This window comes from Dactylosporangium sp. NBC_01737 (genome assembly GCF_035963215.1).
Taxonomy (GTDB): Bacteria; Actinomycetota; Actinomycetes; order Mycobacteriales; family Micromonosporaceae; genus Dactylosporangium.
In genome coordinates this window covers 10459176-10481289 of sequence record NZ_CP109153.1, presented here as the reverse complement: position 1 = coordinate 10481289, position 22114 = coordinate 10459176, and the positions used below count along the sequence as shown (strand labels likewise).

The following is a 22114-nucleotide window of genomic DNA, read 5'->3' as shown; positions in this document are numbered from 1 at the left end:
GCCGCGCCATGCAGTGGGAGCTGTTCGGGTTTGGACTGGCGTTCGTCGTGACGGGCGTGGCCCTCGCGACGAACGTCGGCGGGGTCGTTACGAGGTGCGTCACGATGCCCTCGGATCTGGCCGCCTCCGTGAGCCGGTTCCGGCAGGTGCCAGCCGATCGGGAGCGCGACGTGGTCCGCACCGCGCGGCTGGTGGGCATCCTGGCGGCCGTCGCTGGGCTGGCGATGACGGTCAGCGTGCTGTGGCGATGAGCGTCCCAGCGGTGCACAGACCTGTACGGCCACGCGGCGCACGACACGTCGCCGCCTGCCGCCTGCCGCGGGCGGCGACGCGGTCGATCAGCATGAACAGGCGGGATTCCAGGCCGTGTGTGCACCGGACGAGGTCGGTCATCCGAGCTGTCTCCGCCGGTTCGGTGGCGATCTTGGCGAAGCCCGTGACGCGGCGGAGGCGTTGTTGACCAGCGGCAGGCACGACCGGCCGTTCGAGCGGGACATGAACGAGGTCCGCGACGCGGCCGAGGCCTACGACAACGACGGGGTCGCGGTGGTGTGTGACCAGCCCATCCTCGGTGCCACCGGGGCGGTAGCCGCCGCCCACGAGGCCGGGTACCGTCCGGCCGCCGCTGCCTTCACGCCGGTCTTCCTGCTGCTCACCGGCAGTTGGAGGCCCACCGCGAGAGCGATCCGGACGGGCGGGTCCTGCAGTTGGCCTGCTCCGTCAACGCAACGAGCCTCAGCGAGGACGTCATCGTCGGCCGGGTCCTGGCACTCCTGGACAGCACGGGACGGCGCCGAGGAAGCCGATGGAGGGCCCGCGGGTCGTGCCCCGGCGCACGAGACCGCGCCCGTAGGCCAGGTACAGGACTGCGATCGCCACCAGCATCCCTCCGAGAGCCACCGCTGAGCGGAGGGCACGTCGCAGAGCGCCATGGCGCAGAGCGTCAGGGCGAAGATCACGGCGAAGTAGGCGTCCCAGAGCCGCCCACGTTCTCACCTGCGCCCTGCAAGCTCGGCCGCGCGTCCACGTTCACCCCCGCCTAGACCGTGCTGCCTCCCGCCGGGCTGCTCGGCGGCGTACGCGTGCACGAGCGGGTGCATACCGAATGCGCCTGCCCGCCGCTCGGTGATCAGGTGCGCCTCCACGAGTTCGTCCAACGCTGCCCGGTCTGCGGCGAAGCACTCCCGCACGATCAAGCCCGGCTGCTGGCCGAGGCGCCGCAGGAGCGCTGCCGCCCGGGGCCGCAGGGCCAGGTAGGACCAGGACAGCACAGTGCGGACGTCGGCCCGTGCGTCGCTGCCGGCGAACCGGTCGAGCGGGGCGTCGACGTACCGCAACTGCCGATGCAGGCGTGCCAGCGGCACGGCGGGGTGTGCCAGCGCGCGGGCGGCGGCGACGGCCAGTGCCAGCGGCAGACCTTCGCACAGCTCGACGATGCCGTCGGCGGCCGCGGATTCGCGCTCCACCCGCGCCGCGCCGAGCCGTTCGACCAGCAGCGCACGACCGGCCGCACGGTCGAACGGCCCAAGGCGGAGCACGTGCCCGCCCGTCATGTCACCGAGCGTCCGGCGGCTCGTAACGAGTACGAGGCTCGGTGACCGCCCGGGCAGCAGCGCACGTACCTGGGCAGCGTCGCGGGCGTTGTCGAGGACGACCAGTGCGCGCCGGCCGGCCATGACGGAGCGGTACCGCCGGGTGAGGCCGTCCAGGTCGGCGGGCAACAGCGTGCCGGGTACGCCGAGCGAGCCGAGCAGGATCGTCAACGCCTGGGCTGGCGGCAGGGCCGGGCGGGCGTCGTACCCGCGCAGGTCGATCCAGAGCTGGCCGTCGGGAAACGTGTCGGCGGCGCGGCGGGCGACGTAAGCCGCGAGCGCCGTCTTGCCGATGCCGCCCGTCCCGGTCACCGCGACGGGTCGCCGGTCGCCGCCGCCGACCAGTGCCTCGAGTTGGCGCAGCTCCGCGGTACGCGCGACGAACCCGGCGATCGCGTTCGGCACCTGCCGGGGTACGCCCGGCGGTCCGGCCCGGTCGGCGGTGACGAGACGGTCGGCCAGCACGCTCGCGTGCAGCTGCCGCAGCGCCGGCCCCGGGGCGACCGCAAGGTCGTCGGCAAACCGCTGCCGGGCGCGTTCGTACGCTTGCAGCGCGTCGGCTCGGCGGCCGGCCCGGTGCAATGCCGTGACCAACTGACGCCACAGCGGCTCGGCCAGCGGGTACCGGCCCAGATACTGCAGCGCGGACTCGGCGGTCTCGTCGAGCCGGCCCAGGCGCAGGCCAAGGTCGTGGAAGCGGGTGAGGATGCTCAGCCGCTGCTTGTCGAGGGCGGGGACGTACGTGCGGTGCAGCAGGTCGGACGGCACGTCGCACAGCGGTTCGCCGCGCCACAGCGTGAGCGCCCCGCGCAGTGCCGCGGCCTCCGCGTCCGGATCGTCACGGTGGGCGGCCGCGTCCGCCTCGCCCAGGAGCCGGGCGAGCGAACCGGTGTCGACCGTGCCCGGGTCGACGTCGATGCGGTACCCGCCGGGGTCGCTGACGATCACGGGTGCCAGGCGCGACTGTGCGAAGGCGGCACGAACCCGCAGGATGTGCAGCTGCAGCGCACGTCGCGCGTCGGCCGGCGGGCGGGTCCCCCAGACGGCCTCGGCGAGCTCGGCCACCGGCACGGTCCGCCCCGGCGCGAGCAGCAGGGCGGCGAGCACGATGCGGTACTTGGGGGAGCGCAGCTGCATCGCGCCCCGGGCGCCGGAGTGCACCGTGAGCGGCCCGAGGACGCCGAAGCGCAGGTCGTCGCCGTTCACGTGGCCGGCCCGCGGCGGGGTGACCTCCGCGGTACGAGCGGGGCCAGGTGCAGCAGACCGGCGCCGTCGGCGGCCACCAGCCCGGTCAGCTCGTCGCGGCTGGTGACGAGCACCGCGCTGCCGGGCCCGCCCGGCAGCAGCGGACGCACGTCCTCGGCGGCGCCGGCGTCGTCGATCACGACCAGTGCCCGCCGGCCGTCCATCAGGGTGCGGTACAGCCCTGCCCGGCTCTGCGGGTCGGACGGAATGACGTCGTGCGGTGCGCCCAGCCCGTGCAGGAACCGGCCGAGTGCCGCTCCCGGCGAGACCCGGGGCCCGCGGGGCCAGCGGTGGCCGCGCAGGTCCGCCCACAGCTGACCGTCCGGGAACCGGTCCGCCGACAACCGTGCCCAGCGCAGTGCCAGCGCGGTCTTGCCCACGCCGGCCGTACCGGTGACGACCACCAGCCGGGCCGGCGACGACGGGTCGCGGTGCGGTGCCAGCATGGCGTCCAGTGCGGCGAGCTCGGCCGTGCGCCCGGCGAAGCCGGTCCGGCCGGCGGGCACCTGGTGCGGGACGGCGGGCGCCAGGACCGCACCGGTGGCGTGGGACCGCAGGCCGTCCAGGACGGATGCGTGCAGCCGTCGCAGCTCCTCGCCCGGGTCGACGCCCAACGCGTCGGCGATGTGCCGGCGTGCGGTGTGGTACGCGGCGAGCGCGTCCGCGCGCCGGCCGTCGCGGTGCAGCGCGGTCACCAGTTGCACCGACAGCCGTTCACGCAACGGGTGCGCAGCGGTCGCGGTGCGCAGCTCGTCGACCAGGTCGTGATGGTGGCCGAGGCGCAGTCCGGCGTCGAAACGCCGTTCGAGCGCGCGCAGCCGTTGCTCGTGCAGTCCCGGCGCGTGCAACCGGTGCAGGGTGCCGGACGGGACGTCGGTTAGCGGCTCGCCGCGCCACAGGTGCAGCGCCCGGCGCAGCGCCGCAACCGCCGCCGCGGGGTCCGCCGCGCGATCGGCGTCGTCGAGCTGCCGCCGGAACCGGTTGACGTCAAGGGACTCTGCCAGTAGCTCGATGCGGTACCCGTCGGCGCTGGTGGTGATCAGCCCGGCGCAGCCCGTCGCGGCGAGCTGCGCCCGCAGCCGCACCATCGCCAGCTGCACGGCGCGCCGGGGGTTGCGGGGCTCATGCCCGTCCCACACCGCCGCGACAAGGTCCCTGACCGTGACGACCTGGCCGGTCTGCAGTGCCAGGGCGGCCAGCAGTGTCCGATGCTGCGGTGAGCGGACCGGCACGGACCGGCCGCGGACCCGCAGGACGAACGGGCCGAGCAGTCCGATCGTGACGTCCACGGCGTCTGCGGGCGGGCCGAGCATGTCCCAGCGGCTCCTTTCATCTCGCGTTGCGGATCCGTGGCCGAGGCTAGGCCCCGGCACCGGTCGTGACGACTGATTCGCCGAAGACGACATCGGCCGGGTCATCGGGTGCCGCGGACGGGCGGCGGCGTACGGCCGGCCCACCGGCCAGCCCGCCTGGTGAGGGTGAGGTCACCGGCGGGGTACTCCAGCAGCTTGGCGCGCCACTGCGCTGATGCGACGTCAATGCGTCGAAGTGCTGCTCGGCGATCCGCTGCGGCGCGCCGGGGAAGTGGTGCCGCCAGCCCACCGCGTCCGCCGCGGCGGACGCCACCTGCGTGCCGGCCAGCCGTTCGACGACCCGCAGGGTGCCGTCGATGCCGGACAGGACGCCGTCGGCGGCGCCGCGCGGGACAGTGGGACGACCGAACGCGGTGTCAGTCGATCGATGGACAGTCCGCCGCCGCTGCTTCAGATCGGCTTCACCGGCGTGGTACCGCAGCGGTATGCACGGTTCGCACGATTTTCTGAGCGTGGTGCTCGGTTAGCGTGACGCGGTGTCATATCCCCCGTATCTCTCCCGTCCCGCCCCGGCTTCGCCGTTGCCGCTCTACGCGGCGTGCGGGGTGTTCACCGCCTGCGCCCTGGTGTCGCTGGTCTTCGCGCTGGTGAACTGGAACGGTGACGGCCAGGCCCGCAGCCTGGCCGGCGTCATCGGCATCGTGCTGTCGGGACGGATCACCGGCAACATCGACTTCGGTATCTCAGCCACCATGACGGTCGCCTGCACGACCTTCACGCTCGCGCCGCTGCTGCTGGCCCGGCTGGCGTTCGCCCGCTGGGCACTGGTGTTCATCGGCGCCGTCGTCACGGTCTACTACCTGTACGCGGTCGGGTATCTCGTCTCACACGACGCCGTCCGGCTCGCTGGTGTGCCTGCGGTGGCGGCCCTGATGTGGGGCGGCGCGACCGTACTGGCGATGCTGCCACCCACCACACGCGCCCTGCGGAGGATGCGGTGACAGGCCCCGGGGTCTCGCGGCGTGCCGGTCCGGCCGACCGGTGGCCGACGGCGCTGGGGCTCGCGGCCGTCGCCGGTGCCGTCACGGTGATCGTGCTGCTCGATCGCGAGGCCGAGCTGTTCGGGCCCGCGGTGGCTACGATGGCGGCGATCTACCTCGCCGCGTACGGTACCGGTCGGCCGGTCTCGGCGTGGCCGGCGTTCGTCGTGCTGAGCGCCGTCGTCTCCGTCCTGCACGTCCTTCGGCTGTCGGGCGCGACGACGCTCGACCCGGCTGTCGGGATGGCCGGCGTGCTGCTCGTGCTGTGGTGCTGGCTGCTGCTTCGCCGGCTGTTCACCGACGTCCCCAGGTTCTGGGTGCAGACCGCCGGCATGGTGGTGTTCGGTGCCCTCACGCTGCTGTGCGCGGCGGTGCAGCCAGCCCTCGGCACCGCCGTGGCCGGCGCCGCGTTCCTCGCCCACGGCGCCTGGGACATGTACCACTTCAAGGCGGACAAGGTCGTCAACCGTCCCTGGTCGGAGTTCTGCGCCGTGGTTGACGCCGGCGTCGGCACCGCCCTGATCGCCGCCGCCCTGCTGTAGGCGCCGCGAAACCCGGAGCCGCTGCCCAGGCAGCGGCTCCGTCGTCGTTGCGGGACCGGCCGGTTCAACCCGGTGCCGGCGCCCGGCTCCACCAGGTGGTTGATCCCCGCCGTGCCCGCCGGCGGCAGGTTGGTCGGGGCAAGCACCCGTCAGCCGATCTGCGGTGTATCCGCATGGCACTGAGGAGCAGAGCATGAATGTGGACAGCCACCATGACAATCCCGCACGTCACCGCCCGCCGGGCGCGGCGGATGCCCGGGCACCCCGGCGGGACCGGCGATGGTTCGCCCTCGTGGTCGTCGCCGTCGCGCAACTGATGACCGCGCTGGACGGCACCGTCGTCAACATCGCACTGCCGTCCGTGCAGTCCGCGCTGGACTTCGGCGACGCCGACCGGCAGTGGGTGATCACCGCGTACGCCGTGTCGTTCGCCGGCCTGCTGCTGGTCGGCGGACCACCGGCGCCATCATCGCAAGCCCCCGCCGCGGCGTCGCCGCTGAGCCCGGTCGTCCAGGCCAGGTTGGCGGTGTTGGTGCCGACCGTGAACTGGTCCCGCAGCGGCTCGGCGATCCGCACGGCGGTTCCGGCGAGCGCGACGGCCCGGGGCAGCTCACCGGTGTACAGCGCCGCCCAGGTCTGTACCGCGTGCGCGAACGACGCACAGAACCGGTCACCGCGCCGCAGTGCAGCGTCGGCCAGCGGCTGCACGAGCCGGACGGCGTCGTCGTGACGGTCCCGGTTGGTCAGCGAGCACGCCTGCATCAGCAGCCCGAAGCCGGCGGTGAACGGGTCGCCGGCGGCCTCTCCGCACGCCCGGGCCTCCGCGAGGGTGCGCTCCGAACCGGCCGCCCTGCTCGCCGGGCAGTACCAGCGACTTGTCGACGAGCCGGCCGATCGCGTTGAGCATGGTGCACGCCGTGCCCTGCTCGCCGTCGCCGGTGCACACCGCGAGCGCGGCGTCGAGGGTGAACCCGCCGGCGAAGAGCCCCAACCGGCGGAACACCCGCTGCTCGTCCGGCTCGAGCAGGGCGTAGCTCCAGTCCATCGACGCCAGCAGCGTCTGATGGCGGGCGACGCCGCCGCGCGGCCCGCCGGCCAACAGCCGGAACCGGTCGTCGAGGCCGGCGGCGAGCTCGGCCGGTGTCAGCGCCCGCATCCACGCCGCGGCGAGCTCGATGGCGAGAGGGATGCCGTCCAGGCGGCGGCAGATCGCGTCGACGGCGTCCGCTGCGTCGTGCAGCGGGCCGACGTCCCGGCGGACCAGCGCGGCCCGCTCGGTGAACAGCCGCACGGCGTCCCATTGCCCGAGCGACGGTACCCGCCACACGAGCTCGCCGGGGACGCCGAGCGGCTCGCGGCTGGTGGCCAGGATCGACACCTGCGGGCACGCCCGCAGCAGCGCGGCGGCGAGCTCGGCCGCGGCGTCCAGCACCTGCTCACAGGTGTCCAGGCACAGCAGCATGTCGCGATGCTGCAGTTGCGAGCACAGTGCCGCCAGCGCGCCGGCCGCCGGCTGGACCGGGGCCCGTACGGACGCCGCGGCCAGTGGTGCGACCAGCGACGGCTCGGCGACGGCGCCGAGATCGACCCACCACCGCCGTCCGCCCACCGGCCGGCGGGCCGGGCCGCGGCCTGCACGGCGAGGCGGGTCTTGCCGCAGCCGCCGGCGCGGCCAGGGTCACCAGCCGTGCGCCGGCGACGGCGCGTTCGAGGTCGTCCAGCTCGGCGGCGCGGCCGACGAAGCTGGTCAGCTGCGCCGGGAGGTTGTCGGGCGGCACCTGGCCTCAGTCCCGCGCCCCGCCCAGCGCCCGCAGCTCCGTCAGGCGGTCGCGGGCGCCCTCGTGGCCGCCCCCGGCCGCCGCGGTGAGCCACGTCTCGGCCTGCTGAAGCTCGCCCGCGTCCCACTTCAGCCGGCCCAGGTTGGCCATCGCGTCGACGTTGCCGGCGTGCGCGGCGCTGGTGAACCACCGTTCGGCGTCGTCGAGCTGCCCCTGCACGGCGTGCTGGATCGCCAGGTTGTTCATCGCGATGGTCACGCCGGCGTCGGCGGCTCGCCGGTACCACCGCATCGCCTCGGCACGGTCCCCGCCGCGACTGAGCAGGATGGCCAGGTCGTTCATCGCCCACGGATCGTCCAGCTCGGCGGCGCGGGTCAGCCACCGCTGCGCACCGCCGGTGTCGCCCTGCTCACGGGCCAGCCACACCAGGCACCTGACCGCGACCAGTTCGCCCCGGTCGGCGGCCGGGCAGAAGTGCGCCTCGGCCGCGCCGAGCAGGCCGAACCGGGCGAGCCTCGCACACCACTGCGAGGCCACGTCGGCGTCGTTCTCCGCCGCCGCCCGGGGCAGGGCGATCATCGCCGCCGGGCCGATCCCCTTGGACAGTGGGTCGTCGACGCTCATGCTGCAACGTTCCTCCGGGTCTGGGAGCACGGGATGCCGCGGGACATCGTGCCAGCCGGCGCCTTCAGTCCGGCTTCACGTCGTACAGCAGGTGCGTCACCCGGTCGCCCTGGCCACCCGGGACGGTTGGCCAGCACGATCGTGCCGCCGGCGCCCACGGCGCAGAACGGCCGGCAGCTGCAGTGCAGGTCCGGCATGCACCGGTGGTTCGCTTCCGTCTACTTCGGACTCGGTGTGCTCGCCGTCCTGCACGGCTGAACGGCGATCGCGGACCTCGGACGCCACCCGCGGGCACACGTCCGAGGTCCGCGCGGGTCAGACGGACGAGACGTTGAAGTTCATCAGGTTCTCGGCGCCGCGGATGCCCTGGTAGTACGTCAGGCACTCGTTGCTGTTGCTGCCGCCGGAGTGGATGCCGAACGCGGTGCTGCCGGCGAAGACGGGCCCGCCGCTGTCGCCGGGGCGGGCGCAGTAGTTCGCCACGGCCAGCCCGCCGACGGTGACGCGCAGGTTCGTGTAGTACACGGTGGCGTTGAGCTCGGTCACCCGGCCGCAGCTCGTGCCCGCGGTGTAGCCCCGCTTGCACACTCGCAGGCCGACCCGGCTCAGGCTGTCGCCGCGGATCGGGTAGAGCTCGTTGCGGACGGTCCCGGGGACGCCGGCCCATGCCGGTGACGCGGTCACGTACACCCGGGCCTGAGGCTTCCAGCCGGTGTAGTTGGTGATCTCGATGATGCCAGCGTCCCCCCGCCGATCGAGCAGGGAGTTACGCGCCGGGCCGATGATGTGGTTGGTCGGGCCGGAGGCGAACCGTGAGGTGGTCTGGGTGCCGTTGGGCACGCGCAAGCAGTGCCCGGCCGTGATCGCGTACAACCGCCCGTTGGCCCGGCTCCGCCCGATGAAGCCCAGGGTGCAGCCGACGGTGCCGTCGAAGCGGACGCCACCGCGCAGCGGCACGTCGCAGTAGTGGGCGCTGCACGCCTGCGCCTGCGCGTCTCCGGCCGCGGCGTGGACGTTCAGCATCCCGCCGAGACGCTGCTGCGCCTCGCTGACCACCGCCTGCTGTGCCGGCGTCAGGACCGCCGGGGCGGACGGCACCCCGAGCCGCACGACGTTGCCTGCCGTGGTGTACCCGCCGGCGGTCAGGTATGCGGTGGCGCCCTCGTTCGCCACCGTGACCCGGTCCGCGAGCCAGTCGCTCGCCTCGACCAGCTTGGTGAGGCTGTGCTGCACGGGTACGACGTTGACCCCCGCCGATTCCAGGCCCACGTTCGCGGCCAGGCCGGTCACCGTCGAGCGGAACGCGTCGAGCGGTGCCGCCGCCGTGAGCACGCCGACGGTGACCCTGTCGTCGTCGGTGCCGATCCACACCCCGCCGTACTGGTCCGGGCTGATCGTGGCCTCGACCGCGTCGGCCAGGTCGGCCGAGCGCCCCTGCCAGCCGATCCGCCGGCTGGCCTCCGCTGTGCTGAGCCCTCGCTCGACCATCAGGGCGGCGACCGCCGGGTCGATCAGGTCCGCCGGCTCGTCGGCCCGGGCGGGCGTACCGCCGACGAGTACCACTAGGACCACGAACGCCGCGGCCGCGCCTGTTCGTCGAAGCATCGATTCCTCCTGCCGTCGCTGGGACGTGACGCGGCGGAACACTAGTCATCGATGGCTTCAGGTCGGCTTCAGTACGCGTCGCGGGCTGCGGCGGGTGAGGGCGGCGCTCAGGGCGTCGACGGCGGGGACCACGAGCGGGTCCGGCAGGCCCGCGAAGCCGAGGATCAGGCCGGAGCCGGCCGGGGTCGTCGCGTACGTCCGCCGCAGCGACGACACCAGCACACCGTGGCGGCGCAGCCGCAGGGCGAGGCCCTCGTCGTCGGGATCCTCTGGTCCCGTCACGGTAACGTGCAGCCCCGCGTCGGAGGGCAGCCGCCGGTACCCGGGCGGCAACGCCCGTTCGAGCGCCTCCAGCAGCACCTGGCGGCGCCTGCCGAAGACCCGTCGGCTGCGGCGCAGGTGCTGATCCAGGCGGCCCTCGCCGACGAAATGCGTCAATGCGGCCTGCGCCGGGACCGGCGGGCACCAGTCGATCGCCTGGCGTACGGCACGCAGCGTCGGCACCAGCGTGCGGGGGACCACCATGAACCCGACCCGCAGCGCCGGCGACAGGCATTTGCTGAAGGTGCCCACGTACACGACCCGGCCGTCGCGGTCGAGGCGCTGCAGCGGCTCGAGCGGGCGGGCGGTGTGACGGAACTCGCTGTCGTAGTCGTCCTCCACGATCGCCGCACCGCTGCGGGCGGCCCACGCCAGCAGCTGCAGGCGGCGGGAACGGGCCATCACCATGCCGAGCGGGAACTGGTGCGAGGGCGTCACGTACACCAGCCGCGTGCGCGGCGGCAGCGCCTCGACGACGATGCCACCCTCGTCGACCGGCACCGTCACCACGTGCAGCCCCTGGCTGCGCAGCAGCGACAGCACCGGGGGATAGCCGGGCTCCTCCACGGCCACGGTGGCGCCCGGGTCGACCAACACCCGGGCGACCAGGTCGACGGCGTGCCCGGCCCCGGCCGTCACGAAAACCTCCTCGGCACTCGCGGTGACGCCGCGCGAGCGGGCCACCCAGTTGGCGAGCACGGCCCGCAGCTCGGGTGTGCCGGCCGGGTCGGCGTAGTGCGCGGGCGCCCGCTCCAGCGACCGCAGGACGCTACGGCGCCAGGCGCGGGCGGGGAACACGGTCCGGTCGAGGCGGCCGGCCCGGAAGTCGAACATGCCGTCGGCGGCCGGGTCGGAGTCGTACGCGACGATCCCCGCCGCGCGGCGGGTCGGTCGCAGCGCGGCGACCCGGGGATCGCGGTGCAGGTGCGGCGGTGCCGCGCTGACCACACTGCCGCGGGCCGACCTGCCCTCGATGTAGCCCTCGGCGCTGAGCCGGCCGTAGGCCTCCGTGACCGTCGTGCGCGAGACACCCAGCGCTGCCGCGACCGTCCGCGACGGGGTAAGGCGGTCGCCGGGTGCGAGCCGCCCCTCGGCGATGGCTGTGCGGACCTGCTCGTACAGCTGCATCACGCGTGCGCTCGGGTCGTCGGGATCCAGGAACAGCTCCATGGCACCAGTTCACCCGGTGACTGCGACTTGGTCCAGCAGAACACGTGCGAACTTGGTCCTGTCGAGCAGGCCATGGGCGGACCTAGCCTGTCCGTGACCAGCCACGCCGCCACAGACCGTCCCCCGACAAGGAAACCGCGCGCCCTTGGCCACCATCCGCTTCGCCCTGCCCGGCAACCCGCTGGAGCGGGTCGGCTTCGCCTACGGCCCGTTGCCCGAGGCGGTGTTCAGCCTGCACGTCCTGGTGGCGCCGCAGCACCACCCGATGCACCACGACTGGGTACGGCGGATGCGTGCCCTGCCCCTGCCGCTGCGCCGGGAGCTGGCGGGGTTCGCGTTCGCGTTCGGCACCACGGCGGCCCCGGCCGGCGGGATCGGCGGCGCGTTGCCCAGCCCGCTAGCCGGCTTCTCGCCCGGCCTGCTCACCTCGTTCGAGGCGGGCGTGGCGTTCGTGCGGTCGATGCCCGAGCAGACGGTGGCCGCACGGTTCGCCGACGCGGTCGCGGCCGGCGACCGGCTCGGCACGCCGCAGACCCGGGTGGCGCGCGACCTGGCCCGCACCGATCCGAGCCGTTTCGCGGACCGGCTGTGCCGGTTGCTGGAGGACTACTGGGCGGCCGCCTTCGCCGTGGAATACCGTCGGGTCGAGCCGCAGCTGGCACAGACCGTCGCCGACGCGGGACGCCTGCTCGTCGCCGGCGGGCTTGCGGCGTTCGTCGCGACGCTCGGGCCGCGGGTGCGGCTCAGCATCTCGGGCGGATCGGTGGCGCTGGACGTCACCTGCCCGCCGCACCCGGGCGCAGGAGCCGGCCTGCCCGACGTACAGGTCGGTGTCACGGACACGTTCACGTTCACGCCGAGCGCGTTCTCGTGGCCGCATGTCTGGTGCGGCGTCGAGGCGGGCCGGCCGCCCGGGATGACGTACCCGGCCGGGTTCCTCGCCCGGCAGACCCGGCCGCGCGTCCCACCGGCGCAGCTGGTGCGGGTGCTGCGCGCGTGCGGCGACGACAACCGGCTGCGGGTGCTGCGCTGGATCGCCGAACGGCCGCGCAGCACGCAGGAGCTCGCACCGCTGGTCGGGCTGAGCGAGTCGACCGTGTCCAAACACCTGCGCCGGCTGGCCGACGCGGGCGTGGTCGAGCCGCTGCGCGACGGCCACTACGTGCTGTACCGCCTGCGCCGCGACTGCCTCGAGTCCCTCGCCGAGGCGCTGCGCGCGTTCCTCGATCCGCTGAGCCGGGCATGATCATGCGCCGACCGGGCACAGGAGGACGGCGAAGGGAACGTCCTGGACGCCCCTGCGGTGAGCGCGCTTCGCGCGAGGGGAGCAGTTGTGAGGATTCGACACACCATCGCCGCGACCCTGGCCTGCCTGGCGACCTCGGCGGTGGCGCCGGTCGCGGTGCCGCAGCCGGCGAGCCGCGCGGGGCCGGTCTTCATCCGGTCGTGGAGACCTGTCCGCCGATGCCGGTCTCGTTGCCGTCGCTGTCGTGGAAGACGTACTTCCAGGCGGAGTCGTGTTTCTCGATGTTCACCGGCTCCAGCCCCCGTCCGGAGATCTTCGCAACCTCGGCGACTGGGTCGTCGACCCAAATCATGCAGACAGCTCCGCCGGCCCGGTCGGGATCTTGGATTATGTACACGTACCGATCCTCGGCCAGCTGCCAGACCGCCTCGATATCGTTCGGGTAGAAGGCCGGTTCAGCACCGAGCAGCCGCTTGTACCACTGCAGGGCGCTGTCATAGTCGCGCACCGGGATGCCTGCAAATATTCCTACTGCCATGTCTGTCTCCTCGGGCCGAGGCCGATCGTGAGCTCGGCGGCTACCTTCAACAGTCCTACCGAGTTGGAGCCTTTCACGAGCACGACGTCCCCACAGGGCAGCCAGCCGCGGAGGAGGATACTGGCGGCGTCGCGGTCCGGCACCAGGTTGACCTGGACGCCACGCGCCGCCGCGCGCTCGGCGGCCCCGACGGCGGCAATCATCTCGGCGTAGGCGCGGCTGCCCGAGCCGTTCCGGCCGCACGCCTCGTGTGCGGCCGGAACGCAGGACGGCGGTCCTACAAGGGGGGGCCAAGTAGTGCAGTGTGAGGTTCCTGCACGTGTTGGCCGGGTCCCAGACGAACGCGTCCATGCTGCGGCTGTATCCGGTGTCGTGGCTGTAGCCGGTGCCGATCGATGCGATCTTGGAGTAGTGGTACGAGCCGTCGGCACGCCTGTTCCAGACCGACGACGGCCCACCCTGCAGCCGGTTCCAGATCGATCCGACATTGTCCTGCCAACGGGATCCTTCGAATCGGTACCCTTCGCACCTGGCGAGGCCGGCACCGAGCATGAACAGGCCATCGCCCGAGAAGTAATCGCCTGTCCACAGGCACATGTAGCCGAGGGGACAATCGACCTTGGCCGCCCCGTTGTAGATAACGAACGCGTATGGAGGGCTCGCAGCCTGGCCGACCTCGCCGGCGTGGACCACACCCCCTGTGCGGCCAACGCCGTCACTCGCGTGCGCGGCGGGGGCGGCGACCATCGTCGCTGAACTCAAAGCCGCCGCGAGGCCGAGCACCGCGACGAACCGTCGTGCCGCCTTCACGAACGTGGGTCGATGTCGCATCTGGACTCCTTGTTCGATCCGAAACCGTCAGGCTGAGCCAATCAGCGAAGGGTTTCTGGACGCATTCATGCGGCCATTCGCTCACCCTCTGAGGCAGGTGCGCCGCCCGGATCCCGCATGTCATCCAGGGATCGTCCTGCACACGTGCCGGACCGTATCAACCCGCTGCTTCAAATCGGCTTCAAGCCGGTGGGCTTCTGAGCCAGTTCGTTGGCGTTGTCGTCGCCAACCGCCACGAGCCACCGCACATCGGCGACTGATACCAGTTCGCCCAACGTCCGATGTTCCCGGGTCGCGATGTGGCCCAACTCGGCCATTTCACCGAGCACGGCGCTCGTACGGCATCCGCCCCGCGCTGATGAATCGGCTCCCAAGTGGCTACGCCGTTTGGGTTGCGTGTCCTGTTTCTGTTGTCGTTGTTGCTGGTTCCTGGCGGTCAGGCGGGTGGTCGGCGGGTTGGTCGAGCAGGCGGTCGAGGGTGGCCAGCAGGTCCCGCACGGCGATGGGTTTGGTCAGGTAGGCGGTGGCGCCGGTGGCGTGGAGTTGGTCGATGTGGTGCTGGGTGGCATCGGCGCTGAGCACGACGACGGGGATGTCGCGGGTGGCTGGTTCGGCGCGGAGCTGGGTGAGGACGTGTTCGCCTGGCATGTCGGGGAGGTGCAGGTCGAGCAGGACCAGGTCGGGTCGGTGTTCGCGGGCGAGGTCCAGGGCGACGCCGGCGAGCATGGCGGGGATGAGGGTGATGCCGGGCCGGCGGGTGAGGATCTGTTCGACCAGGCGGACGTTTTCCACCATGTCCTCGACGTAGAGGACCCGCCTCGGGCCGGGATAGCCGCGCAGGGCCAGCAGTGCGGTGTCCTGTTCGTTGCCGCTGCCGGAGGTGGCTGGGCTGGCAGTCGGCAGGTCGACCCAGAACGTGCTGCCTTCACCGGGCAGGCTGGACACGTCCAGGGTGCCGCCCATGCCGTCGACGAGGTGCCGCGACAGCGCCAGACCCAGTCCGGTGCCCTCGAACCCGGCCTGGGCGGCGTCGAGGCGTTCGAACGGGGTGAACAGTTTGCTCAGCGACTCCGGTGCGATGCCCCGGCCGGTGTCCATGACGCGGATGCGCAGCCACTGCCCTCGGCGGTGCTCGACGATGACGGCGACGCTGCCGCCGGGATGGTTGTATTTGATGGCGTTGGACAGCAGGTTCAGCAGCACCTGCCGCAGCCGCTGCCGGTCTGCGGCCACGCACAGGTCCTCGGGGAGCCGGCGGGTGGGCGCCACGCGCACCCCGCCCGCCTCTGCCAGTGGCCGCACCAGGTCGAGTGCGTCGTTGATCAGCGCATCGACCGGTACCGGTTCTACTGACATTGACAGGTTCCCGCCTTCGATGCGGGCGATGTCCAGCACGTCGTTGAGCAGTGCGAGCAGGTGCCGGCCGGCCTTGAAGATCAGCCCGGCCCATTCCCGCGGTTCGGTGTCCAGCTCACCGAGGGTGAGCAGTTCACTGAAGCCGAGGATCGCATTCAACGGGGTGCGCAGTTCGTGGCTGACCCGGGACAGGAACTCGTTCTTCGCGTCGCTGGCCGCGCGGAGTGCCTGGTTGGCCTCGTGCAGTTCGCGGGAGCGGCGCAGGATCTCCGCCTGCATCTGCTCGGTCCGCTCACGCAACTGGTCGGTCTGCTGCTGCGCCCGGTCGCCCTGCTGCTGCAGCAGGACGAACTCGGTGACGTCCTCGACCTGGTGGATGAGGTACGCCACCCGGCCGTCCGCGCCGATCACGGGAGTGTTGCGCGGGCTCCAGTAGCGCACCTCGAACCCGCCCCCGCCGGCGTCCGGCCGGGCCACGTCGTACTGCTGCACCGCCATCGTGTCCGGCACCCGCTGGTGCAGGGCCCGCTCCAGCGAGGCGCGCAGGTTGGCCACGCCGGTGGCGTGCGGGTCGTCCGGGTTGTCCGGGAACACCTCGAAGATGTCCCGGCCCATGATCTCCGCCCGCACCGTCATGGTCGCCTTGAGGTAGGCGTCGCTGACCGCGACGATCCGCAGCTGCGGGTCCAGCACCAGACACAGTGCGGGCGCAGACTCGAACAACGCGCGGAAGTCAACCGCGGCCCCGGTGGCACCGAACCCCACCGAACCAACAGATCCCGGCAAACCGGACACCAACGCAGACTATCAAGATCGGGCTGCCGAGCGGGCGCAAAGCCGCAGGACAGGGTCGATGCAGCCGGCTCGCGACCCGCTCGATCACACAAGCTGGGACAGCACAGTTGCGTTACCGTGCGGGTGGTCAGCGCCGTTGCTGAGGAACAAGGCGGAGCCCAGATCGCCGTCGGCGATCTCGACGGCTGCGGGGAACACCGCCAGCAGATCCGCGCGCAACCGGTTGTCCAGACGCCGTTCGTCGCGGCCGGCGCGCACGTCATCGCGGCGATGGCACGCGGCTCGGCACCGATCTGCCCGTGCGGCACCAGCGACCAGCAGCGCCTGGTAGCCCGCGAAGACCGCACCGTCGTCGGCCATCACCGTCGGATACTGCGTGCGGCTGGAGCAGAGGGATGGTCGCGGCATAGTTCGAGGTCAGGCTAGCTGGCGGGTGGTGAAGCCGCCGTTCGTGGCGGTGAGCGGGAGCTCCACGTGCAGGGTGGTTCCCGCTCCGCGCGGGCTGTGGAGAACGATTCGGCCGCCCAGCGCCTCGGCGCGGTCCTTGAGGCCGAGCAGGCCGGTGCCACGGGCGAAGTCGGCGCCGCCGTCGCCGTCGTCGCTGACGGTGACGCGCAGGACGGCGTCGACGGTGTCGGCGTCGGCGGCTTCGATGGCGTCGGCTTCGACGGTGACTGTGACGGCCGAGGCGTGCGCGTGTTTGGTCGCGTTGGTCAGTGCCTCGGCGATGATGTAGTACGCGCTGATCTCGACCTGCTCGGGCAGCCGCCCCACGGCGTGCAGGTTGAGGTCGACGGGGATCGGTGAGCGGCGGGCGAGCGTGCGTAGCGCTGGGCGGAGGCCGCCTTCGGTCAGGATCGCCGGGTGGATGCCGCGTGAGATCTCGCGCAACTCGTTCACGGCGCTGGTCGCTCCGGCGACGGCGTGGTCGAGTTGCGCGGCGAGCGTGCCGAGTTCGGGTGGCACGTCGGCCTGTGCTGTGCGCAGTTGCAGGGCGAGCGCGACCAGCCGCTGCTGGGCGCCGTCGTGCAGGTCCTGTTCGATGCGTCGGCGGGTCTGGTCGGCGGTGGCGACGATCCGCGCGCGCGACGTGGTGAGTTCGGACCGGCTTTCGGCGTTGGCGATAGCGGTCGCGATGAGCTCGGTGAAGTCGGCCAGCCGTTGTTCGGCGTCCTGGGGCAGCCGTTCGCGGCGTGACCCGACGCCCATGGCGCCCCAGACCCGTCCCTCGACCAGGATCGGGCTGGCGACCGCGGAGCACAGTCCCGGGAGGGTGGTCTCGGGCAGGCTCTGCGACGCCGGGTCGTCCACGTCGCGGCGAGCCGCGCAGCCCGTCGCCTGGACCGACGCCATGGCCGAGTGGGGGTCGGGCTTGCCACGCCAACCCGGTTGGGTGGGCTCGAACCCGGAGCCTCCCATCAGCGTCGTCTCCCCGTCCGGCTCGAACCGCACGATCGCCGTGCCGTCGGCGTCGAAGAGCGCGCCGACCTCCTCGGCCACAGCGGCGAACACGAGATCCGCCCTCACCCCGCGGGCGACCAGCGTTGCCACCCGCCGCAACGCCGTCTGTTCGTCGGCGATGCGGCGGAACTGGGCGTACAGCTGGGCGTTGTCGAGTGAGACGGCGAGTTGGCCGGCGATGAGCTTGACACCGTCGAGCCGCTCGGTGGTGAACGCGCCGCGGATGAGGCGGTTCTCCAGCAGCAACACCGCCCGCAGCATGCCACGGCTGAGGATGGGCACGGCCAGCAACGAGCAGCAGTCGACATCGAAGAAGTACGGGTCGCGGGTGAAGCGGTCATCGCGGGTGGCGTCGCCCACGACCAGCGGTTCGCGCATCCGCTGGGCGTATCGCAGCACGGACATCGGTACCATGCGTTCGTGGCCGGTGACGCTGCCGGGGATCGCGCCGCCGCCCGGTGCCGGCAGCAGCCACAGTTGCTGGTCGTCGCTCCACAGCAGCAGGTGTACGCCGGTGGCGCCGGTCATCGCCGTGAGCACCCGGACCAGACGCGAGTGCAGCCCTTCGATGCTGGTCTGTGAGCTCAGCGCCTGCGACGCGGACACAATGCCGAGCAGGTCGAGCGTTCCGGTGGTGACGGTGGCCCGCTGATGCAGGGCATCATCGGGCTGGTCGCCGTGCGGCCCGGCGGCCGCGTCGGTTTGTGGCCGCAGGGTCGGGTAGGCCCAGTCGAGTTGGTCGACCTTCGCCGTCGCGCCCCAGGCGAGGTACTCCCGGCGCGCTTCGAGCAGCAGGTTGTAGCCGGCGAACTCGAAGCCGTGCGCCAGGTAGAAGCAGGCGGCGTGTTCGGTGATCAACGCCTGATGCCAGGGCCGCCGACGCTGGGCGACCTCGCGCCGCGCGGCGTCGAAGCCGAGGCCGGCGGCACGGAAGTCGCCGACCGCCCACGCCCGCTCCGCCTCGAGCAGCCGCAGCAGATGCAGGAAATTGTCCGGTGCGTCCACGGCGCGCGCGGCCAGCCACTTGGTCACATCGTCCAGTTCGGTCAGCAGACCACCGCCCTCGCCGTCATGGCCGGCCCGGGCCTGCGCTGCCAGGGCCAAGCCACGCAGCAACCGCGCCAGGGCGGTCGCGTAGAGGCCGGCGCCTGCCGGTAGTAGCGGCATCGCCGCCGCCGTGTGCCGCACCAGGCCGACCACATCGGCGAAGATGGCGGCGGCGATCGCGCGGGCGATGTGCGTGTGGAACAACGCCCACGGGCTGTCGGCATACATGTCGAACGAGGCTGTCTCACCGGCCGCGACGGAGCGTTCGCCGCGCAGCAGACCAGCCAGCCACCGGTACGTGTCGAGCCACTGGAGGGTCTGTGCGCTGCCGGTTCGCCGCAAGAAGGCCAGCGCGTCTCCCATCTCGGCGACGTAGACGTCCAGCGACGGCACGCATTCCAGCATGCCCACCGTGGTGGAGTGGTAGGTGTAGCCGGCGTTGGCCAGATCGCCTCCCGCGATCAACCCTTCGCGTGCCCGCTGAGCAGCCTGGACACTGCTTTCGACCGGTTCGGCCCAGCAGCCCTGCAGCGAGAGCAGGAAGCGCGTCTGCGAGGTGTCAGGCTCGTATCCACGCGCTTCTCCCAGAGCGACGAACCGCCGTAACGTCCGGTACCCGACGGCGTAATCGCCGCGCACCGCCACAGCGGCGAAGCCGGCGTGGCTCGCTGGGCCGAGCAGCGTACGAGCTGGGCCGTACTCGATCCAGACCCGTAGCGCTTCCAGGCTCAGCCAGGAGAAGGTGGCGTGTGCGGTGAAGTAGGCGACTGGCAGGATCGCGTTGATCAGACGGCTTGCGGCGAGCAGCACCGGCTCGGTGACGTCCGGTCGAGCCAGGTCGTCGACGTCTTCGGTGTGGTCCAGCCACCGGTACAGCTCGTCGAGCCGATGGTCGAGCTCCATCGGGAGCCGGTCCGCGGCTGGCATGGCGACGCCCAGCTCACGCAGCGACGCCAGGCCAAGCCCGATCGCCTCGGTGTAGCGGTTGCGGTGGGTCAGGCTACGCGCTTGGACCACCGTCGCGTCGACACGGTCGAAGGCGGTGGTGCACAGCCCCTCGATCGTGCGGTACTCCTCGTCAGCTTCCTCCAGGCGCCCCATGCTGAACAGCGCGGCGTGCCGGCCGGTGTGGACCTCGATCAGGGTGGCCGTCTCGTCCGGGCCGATGAGCCGCAGCGCGGCGGCCAGCAGCGCGTTCACCAGCGCGTAGTCCCCGATCAACGCCGCCTGGTCGGCGGTGCGCCGCAGCAGCCCCACCACCACTCGCCGCTCTGCGGCATCGTCGACCGCGTCGACCACCGGCAGGTACTGCTCCGCCGCGACCGCGAACCACTCCGGCACCCCAGCCAGCCGCCGTGCCATCGCCAACTGCAGGGTGCGCCGCCGCAGCGGATCCACCCCGCGCAGGACCACTTCGCGGATTCGGTCGTGGCGGAACCGCACCGCGTCTCGGGCCCCGGGCTCGGCCACCAGCAGCCCATCGTCGAGGGCGGAGGCCAGCCGCTGTTCCACCACGTCCACGGGTGCGGCGGTCGCGGTCTGTAGCAGGCGCATCTCGGCTCGCCCACCAAGACACGCCATCGCCTCCATCATCTGCCGAGACGTCGGCGGCATGGCGTCGACACTCGCCGCCAGCAGTCCGGCAACGTCGGACTGCCCCAGGTGCGCGCGTACGGCCGCCGCGTCCCAGCGCCACCCCTCGGCCGTCGCGGTCAACACGTCCTCGCGGCGCAGCGCGTTGAGCAGCTCCACGGTCTCGTACGGGTTGCCGGACGTATGCGGGTCGATCGCCTCGACCAAGCTGGTCGCGGTGGTGCGGTCCACGTGCAGCATCTCCGCGACCATGGCGACGGAGCTGGAGAACGGCAGACCAGCCAGCCGTAGGTGCTCCACCCCGGGCTGTTCACGCCATCGGGACAGCAGCGCCGCCATCGGATGCGCCGCGTCCACGTCGTCCTCGCGGTAGGCACACACCAGCAACAGGCCGTCGATCTGCTGCTCGCTCAGCACGAGATCGACGAACCCGAGCGGTGCGCGCCCGGCCCACTGCAGGTCGTCGAGAAACACCACCATCGGCCGTTTCCGCGAGGCGACCGCCCGCAGGTTCTCCACGGCCATCCGCTGTGCCCGCACCTGCGCGGTCAGCGGATCTCCCGGATCGGGCGGCACCTCCAGCAACGCCGCGAACTCCGGCAGCACCGCGGTCATCAGGCCCGCGTTCGGCCCGACCGCCTGCAAGATCCGCTCGCGGACGTCGGCGAGCTCATGCTCAGGCTCGGCCAGCAACAGCCGACCCAACGCGCAGAACGCCTGATAGACCGCATCGAACTCCAGATCCCGCCGATACTGATCAAACTTGCCCGCCACGAACCAGCCATCACTGCCCGTCACCACCGACCGCAGCTCATCGATCAACGCCGTCTTACCCACTCCCGGCGCGCCGCTGACCAGCACCCCACGACGCCGGCCCACCACCGCCTCCTCGAATGCCGCCTCCAGCGCCGCCACCTCCGCGTCGCGCCCCACCAGCCGCGACGGTGGCAACAGCCGCAACGGAACGTCATGCTCGCCGACCCGCAGTGCGGTCGCCGCCGAATCCGCGTCCGCGTTCCGCAACCGCTCCAGGTCGTACGCCACGCCATCCGCCGTCTGGTACCGGCTGTCCGGTTCCTTCTCCAACAGATGCATGATCACTTCGGACAGTGGCCCCGGTACAGCCTGGTTCGCCTCAGTCGGCGGGACCGGCACCCGAGCCAACTGATCATGGGTGAGTTGCAGCAGGTCGCCGGTACCGAAGGGCGGCTCACCCGTCGCCAGTTCGTACAGCGTCGCACCCAACGCATACAGATCGGCGCGCTGATCCACCGAACGGCCGGTACGTCCGGTCTGCTCCGGCGCCAGATACGCCAAGGTCCCCACGATCTCGCTGTGATGCGTGAAGTCGGGACGTATCTCGGCGAACGATGTCGCCAAGGCGAAGTCCACCAAGCAGGGGGCGCCGTCGCGGGAGATCACGATGTTCGCCGGCGTGATGTCCCGGTGCATCACCCCCCGCCGGTGCATCCCCGCCACCGCCCGGGCCAAACCCACCGCAAGTCCGATCAGCTCATCGATCGCCAGCGGTTTCGCCAACCCGGCAAGGCTGATGCCACCGATGTCCTCCACCACGACCGACCCCGGGCACCGTGGCGCCTCCACCAGCTGCGCGACACCCGCCACACCCCGCAGCCGCCCCAGGATTGCCGCCTCGTGCCGCACCCGCCGCTGCGCGTCCGGTCCCAGCGGCTCCTTGTGGACGACCGTGCGCCCAGCAGCGAACCGCCGAGTCACGCGCGTGCGTTCGCTCTCGTACATGATTTCGGCGTGAACGGGCGGATCTCGGCCCGGTGGCACGGCAGGTAGTACGCTGTCTTTCCCCATCCGACGCCTCCGCGCACGGTCAACCCTCTATTGTACTTAACACCTCGTCGAGAATGAAAGGATATTTCGATAGAAACGGGATGTGACGTGAAGCTTACAGTCGCAACCGGGATGAATCGGGAACTTGTCCTTGCCGACGAACATGTAGGCACGTTGGTGCCGCTGGGCAGGGTGTGGCCGTTGTCGGGGT

General features: G+C 71.9%; 20 protein-coding genes and 1 pseudogene. 7 read left to right on the top strand and 14 right to left on the bottom strand.

Translation table 11 applies throughout. The annotated features are described in order from the left end of the window. Window positions 1-8 precede the first annotated feature (8 nt). The gene (locus tag OHA72_RS48095) at window positions 9-251 is read left to right on the top strand and encodes a hypothetical protein (protein WP_327002788.1); all 243 of its coding nucleotides are present in this window, start codon (window positions 9-11) and stop codon (window positions 249-251) included. Here the strand turns inward: OHA72_RS48095 and OHA72_RS48090 are convergent. From OHA72_RS48090 to OHA72_RS48080, 3 genes are all read right to left on the bottom strand, one after another. Continuing rightward, window positions 232-600: a hypothetical protein gene (locus OHA72_RS48090; RefSeq protein ID WP_327002787.1), complete on the bottom strand. Its 369-nt coding sequence runs from the start codon at window positions 598-600 to the stop codon at window positions 232-234. The genes OHA72_RS48095 and OHA72_RS48090 overlap by 20 nt on opposite strands. Before the next feature lie 392 nt (window positions 601-992). After that, window positions 993-2798 (bottom strand): AfsR/SARP family transcriptional regulator, encoded by a 1806-nt coding sequence (locus OHA72_RS48085; RefSeq protein WP_327002786.1) that lies wholly within the window; start codon window positions 2796-2798, stop codon window positions 993-995. Then, on the bottom strand, window positions 2795-4150 hold the full coding sequence (locus OHA72_RS48080; protein WP_327002785.1) for an AfsR/SARP family transcriptional regulator: 1356 nt from the start codon (window positions 4148-4150) through the stop codon (window positions 2795-2797). Before OHA72_RS48080 ends, OHA72_RS48085 begins: the two co-directional genes overlap by 4 nt. 235 nt (window positions 4151-4385) lie before the next feature. On the opposite strand from OHA72_RS48080, the gene OHA72_RS48075 reads away from it, so the two are divergent. The 4 genes from OHA72_RS48075 to OHA72_RS48060 all read left to right on the top strand — a co-directional run bounded on the left by OHA72_RS48075 (window position 4386) and on the right by OHA72_RS48060 (window position 6462). Next, window positions 4386-4682 (top strand): hypothetical protein, encoded by a 297-nt coding sequence (locus OHA72_RS48075; RefSeq protein WP_327002784.1) that lies wholly within the window; start codon window positions 4386-4388, stop codon window positions 4680-4682. A gap of 4 nt (window positions 4683-4686) precedes the next feature. Further along, entirely contained in the window at window positions 4687-5151 is a 465-nt protein-coding gene (locus OHA72_RS48070; protein ID WP_327002783.1) for a hypothetical protein, read from the top strand. Continuing rightward, window positions 5148-5732, top strand: coding sequence for a hypothetical protein (locus OHA72_RS48065; protein ID WP_327002782.1), 585 nt, complete (start codon window positions 5148-5150; stop codon window positions 5730-5732). Before OHA72_RS48070 ends, OHA72_RS48065 begins: the two co-directional genes overlap by 4 nt. 193 nt (window positions 5733-5925) lie before the next feature. Beyond that, a complete protein-coding gene (locus tag OHA72_RS48060; protein ID WP_327002781.1) occupies window positions 5926-6462 on the top strand; it encodes a hypothetical protein in 537 nt (178 codons plus the stop codon). Here the strand turns inward: OHA72_RS48060 and OHA72_RS48055 are convergent. Together OHA72_RS48055 and OHA72_RS48050 are read right to left on the bottom strand one after the other, a co-directional pair. Beyond that, window positions 6403-7341 (bottom strand): ATP-binding protein, encoded by a 939-nt coding sequence (locus OHA72_RS48055; protein ID WP_327002780.1) that lies wholly within the window; start codon window positions 7339-7341, stop codon window positions 6403-6405. The genes OHA72_RS48060 and OHA72_RS48055 overlap by 60 nt on opposite strands. A 175-nt stretch (window positions 7342-7516) precedes the next feature. After that, window positions 7517-8134, bottom strand: a complete 618-nt coding sequence (locus tag OHA72_RS48050) for a tetratricopeptide repeat protein (protein ID WP_327002779.1) — start codon at window positions 8132-8134, stop codon at window positions 7517-7519. A 126-nt stretch (window positions 8135-8260) separates the two neighbouring features. Here OHA72_RS48050 and OHA72_RS48045 point away from each other — a divergent pair, with 126 nt between their 5' ends. Continuing rightward, window positions 8261-8392, top strand: coding sequence for a hypothetical protein (locus OHA72_RS48045; protein WP_327002778.1), 132 nt, complete (start codon window positions 8261-8263; stop codon window positions 8390-8392). A 57-nt stretch (window positions 8393-8449) separates the two neighbouring features. Here OHA72_RS48045 and OHA72_RS48040 read toward each other — a convergent pair whose 3' ends face one another. Both OHA72_RS48040 and pdxR read right to left on the bottom strand, forming a co-directional pair. Continuing rightward, complete coding sequence (locus OHA72_RS48040; RefSeq protein WP_327002777.1) at window positions 8450-9739, bottom strand: S1 family peptidase; 1290 nt, start codon at window positions 9737-9739, stop codon at window positions 8450-8452. A 57-nt stretch (window positions 9740-9796) separates the two neighbouring features. Continuing rightward, window positions 9797-11230 (bottom strand): MocR-like pyridoxine biosynthesis transcription factor PdxR, encoded by a 1434-nt coding sequence (gene pdxR, locus OHA72_RS48035; protein WP_327002776.1) that lies wholly within the window; start codon window positions 11228-11230, stop codon window positions 9797-9799. Window positions 11231-11375: 145 nt separating this feature from the next. Here pdxR and OHA72_RS48030 point away from each other — a divergent pair, with 145 nt between their 5' ends. Continuing rightward, window positions 11376-12476: an ArsR/SmtB family transcription factor gene (locus tag OHA72_RS48030; protein WP_327002775.1), complete on the top strand. Its 1101-nt coding sequence runs from the start codon at window positions 11376-11378 to the stop codon at window positions 12474-12476. Between the two features lie 190 nt (window positions 12477-12666). Here OHA72_RS48030 and OHA72_RS48025 read toward each other — a convergent pair whose 3' ends face one another. From OHA72_RS48025 to OHA72_RS48000, 7 genes and pseudogenes are all read right to left on the bottom strand, one after another. Continuing rightward, on the bottom strand, window positions 12667-13014 hold the full coding sequence (locus tag OHA72_RS48025) for a VOC family protein (protein WP_327002774.1): 348 nt from the start codon (window positions 13012-13014) through the stop codon (window positions 12667-12669). After that, complete coding sequence (locus OHA72_RS48020) at window positions 13005-13217, bottom strand: hypothetical protein (RefSeq protein WP_327002773.1); 213 nt, start codon at window positions 13215-13217, stop codon at window positions 13005-13007. The genes OHA72_RS48025 and OHA72_RS48020 overlap by 10 nt, the downstream gene beginning before the upstream one ends. 316 nt (window positions 13218-13533) lie before the next feature. Beyond that, window positions 13534-13611: pseudogene (locus OHA72_RS65225) on the bottom strand (hypothetical protein); the annotation flags it as partial. Window positions 13612-14015: 404 nt separating this feature from the next. Beyond that, entirely contained in the window at window positions 14016-14174 is a 159-nt protein-coding gene (locus OHA72_RS48015) for a hypothetical protein (RefSeq protein WP_327002772.1), read from the bottom strand. 49 nt (window positions 14175-14223) lie between these two features. Continuing rightward, window positions 14224-15894, bottom strand: coding sequence for a hybrid sensor histidine kinase/response regulator (locus OHA72_RS48010; protein WP_327002771.1), 1671 nt, complete (start codon window positions 15892-15894; stop codon window positions 14224-14226). 186 nt (window positions 15895-16080) lie between these two features. After that, the gene (locus OHA72_RS48005) at window positions 16081-16359 is read right to left on the bottom strand and encodes a hypothetical protein (protein ID WP_327002770.1); all 279 of its coding nucleotides are present in this window, start codon (window positions 16357-16359) and stop codon (window positions 16081-16083) included. A gap of 54 nt (window positions 16360-16413) precedes the next feature. After that, window positions 16414-21834, bottom strand: coding sequence for an AAA family ATPase (locus OHA72_RS48000; protein ID WP_327002769.1), 5421 nt, complete (start codon window positions 21832-21834; stop codon window positions 16414-16416). Window positions 21835-22114 lie beyond the last annotated feature (280 nt).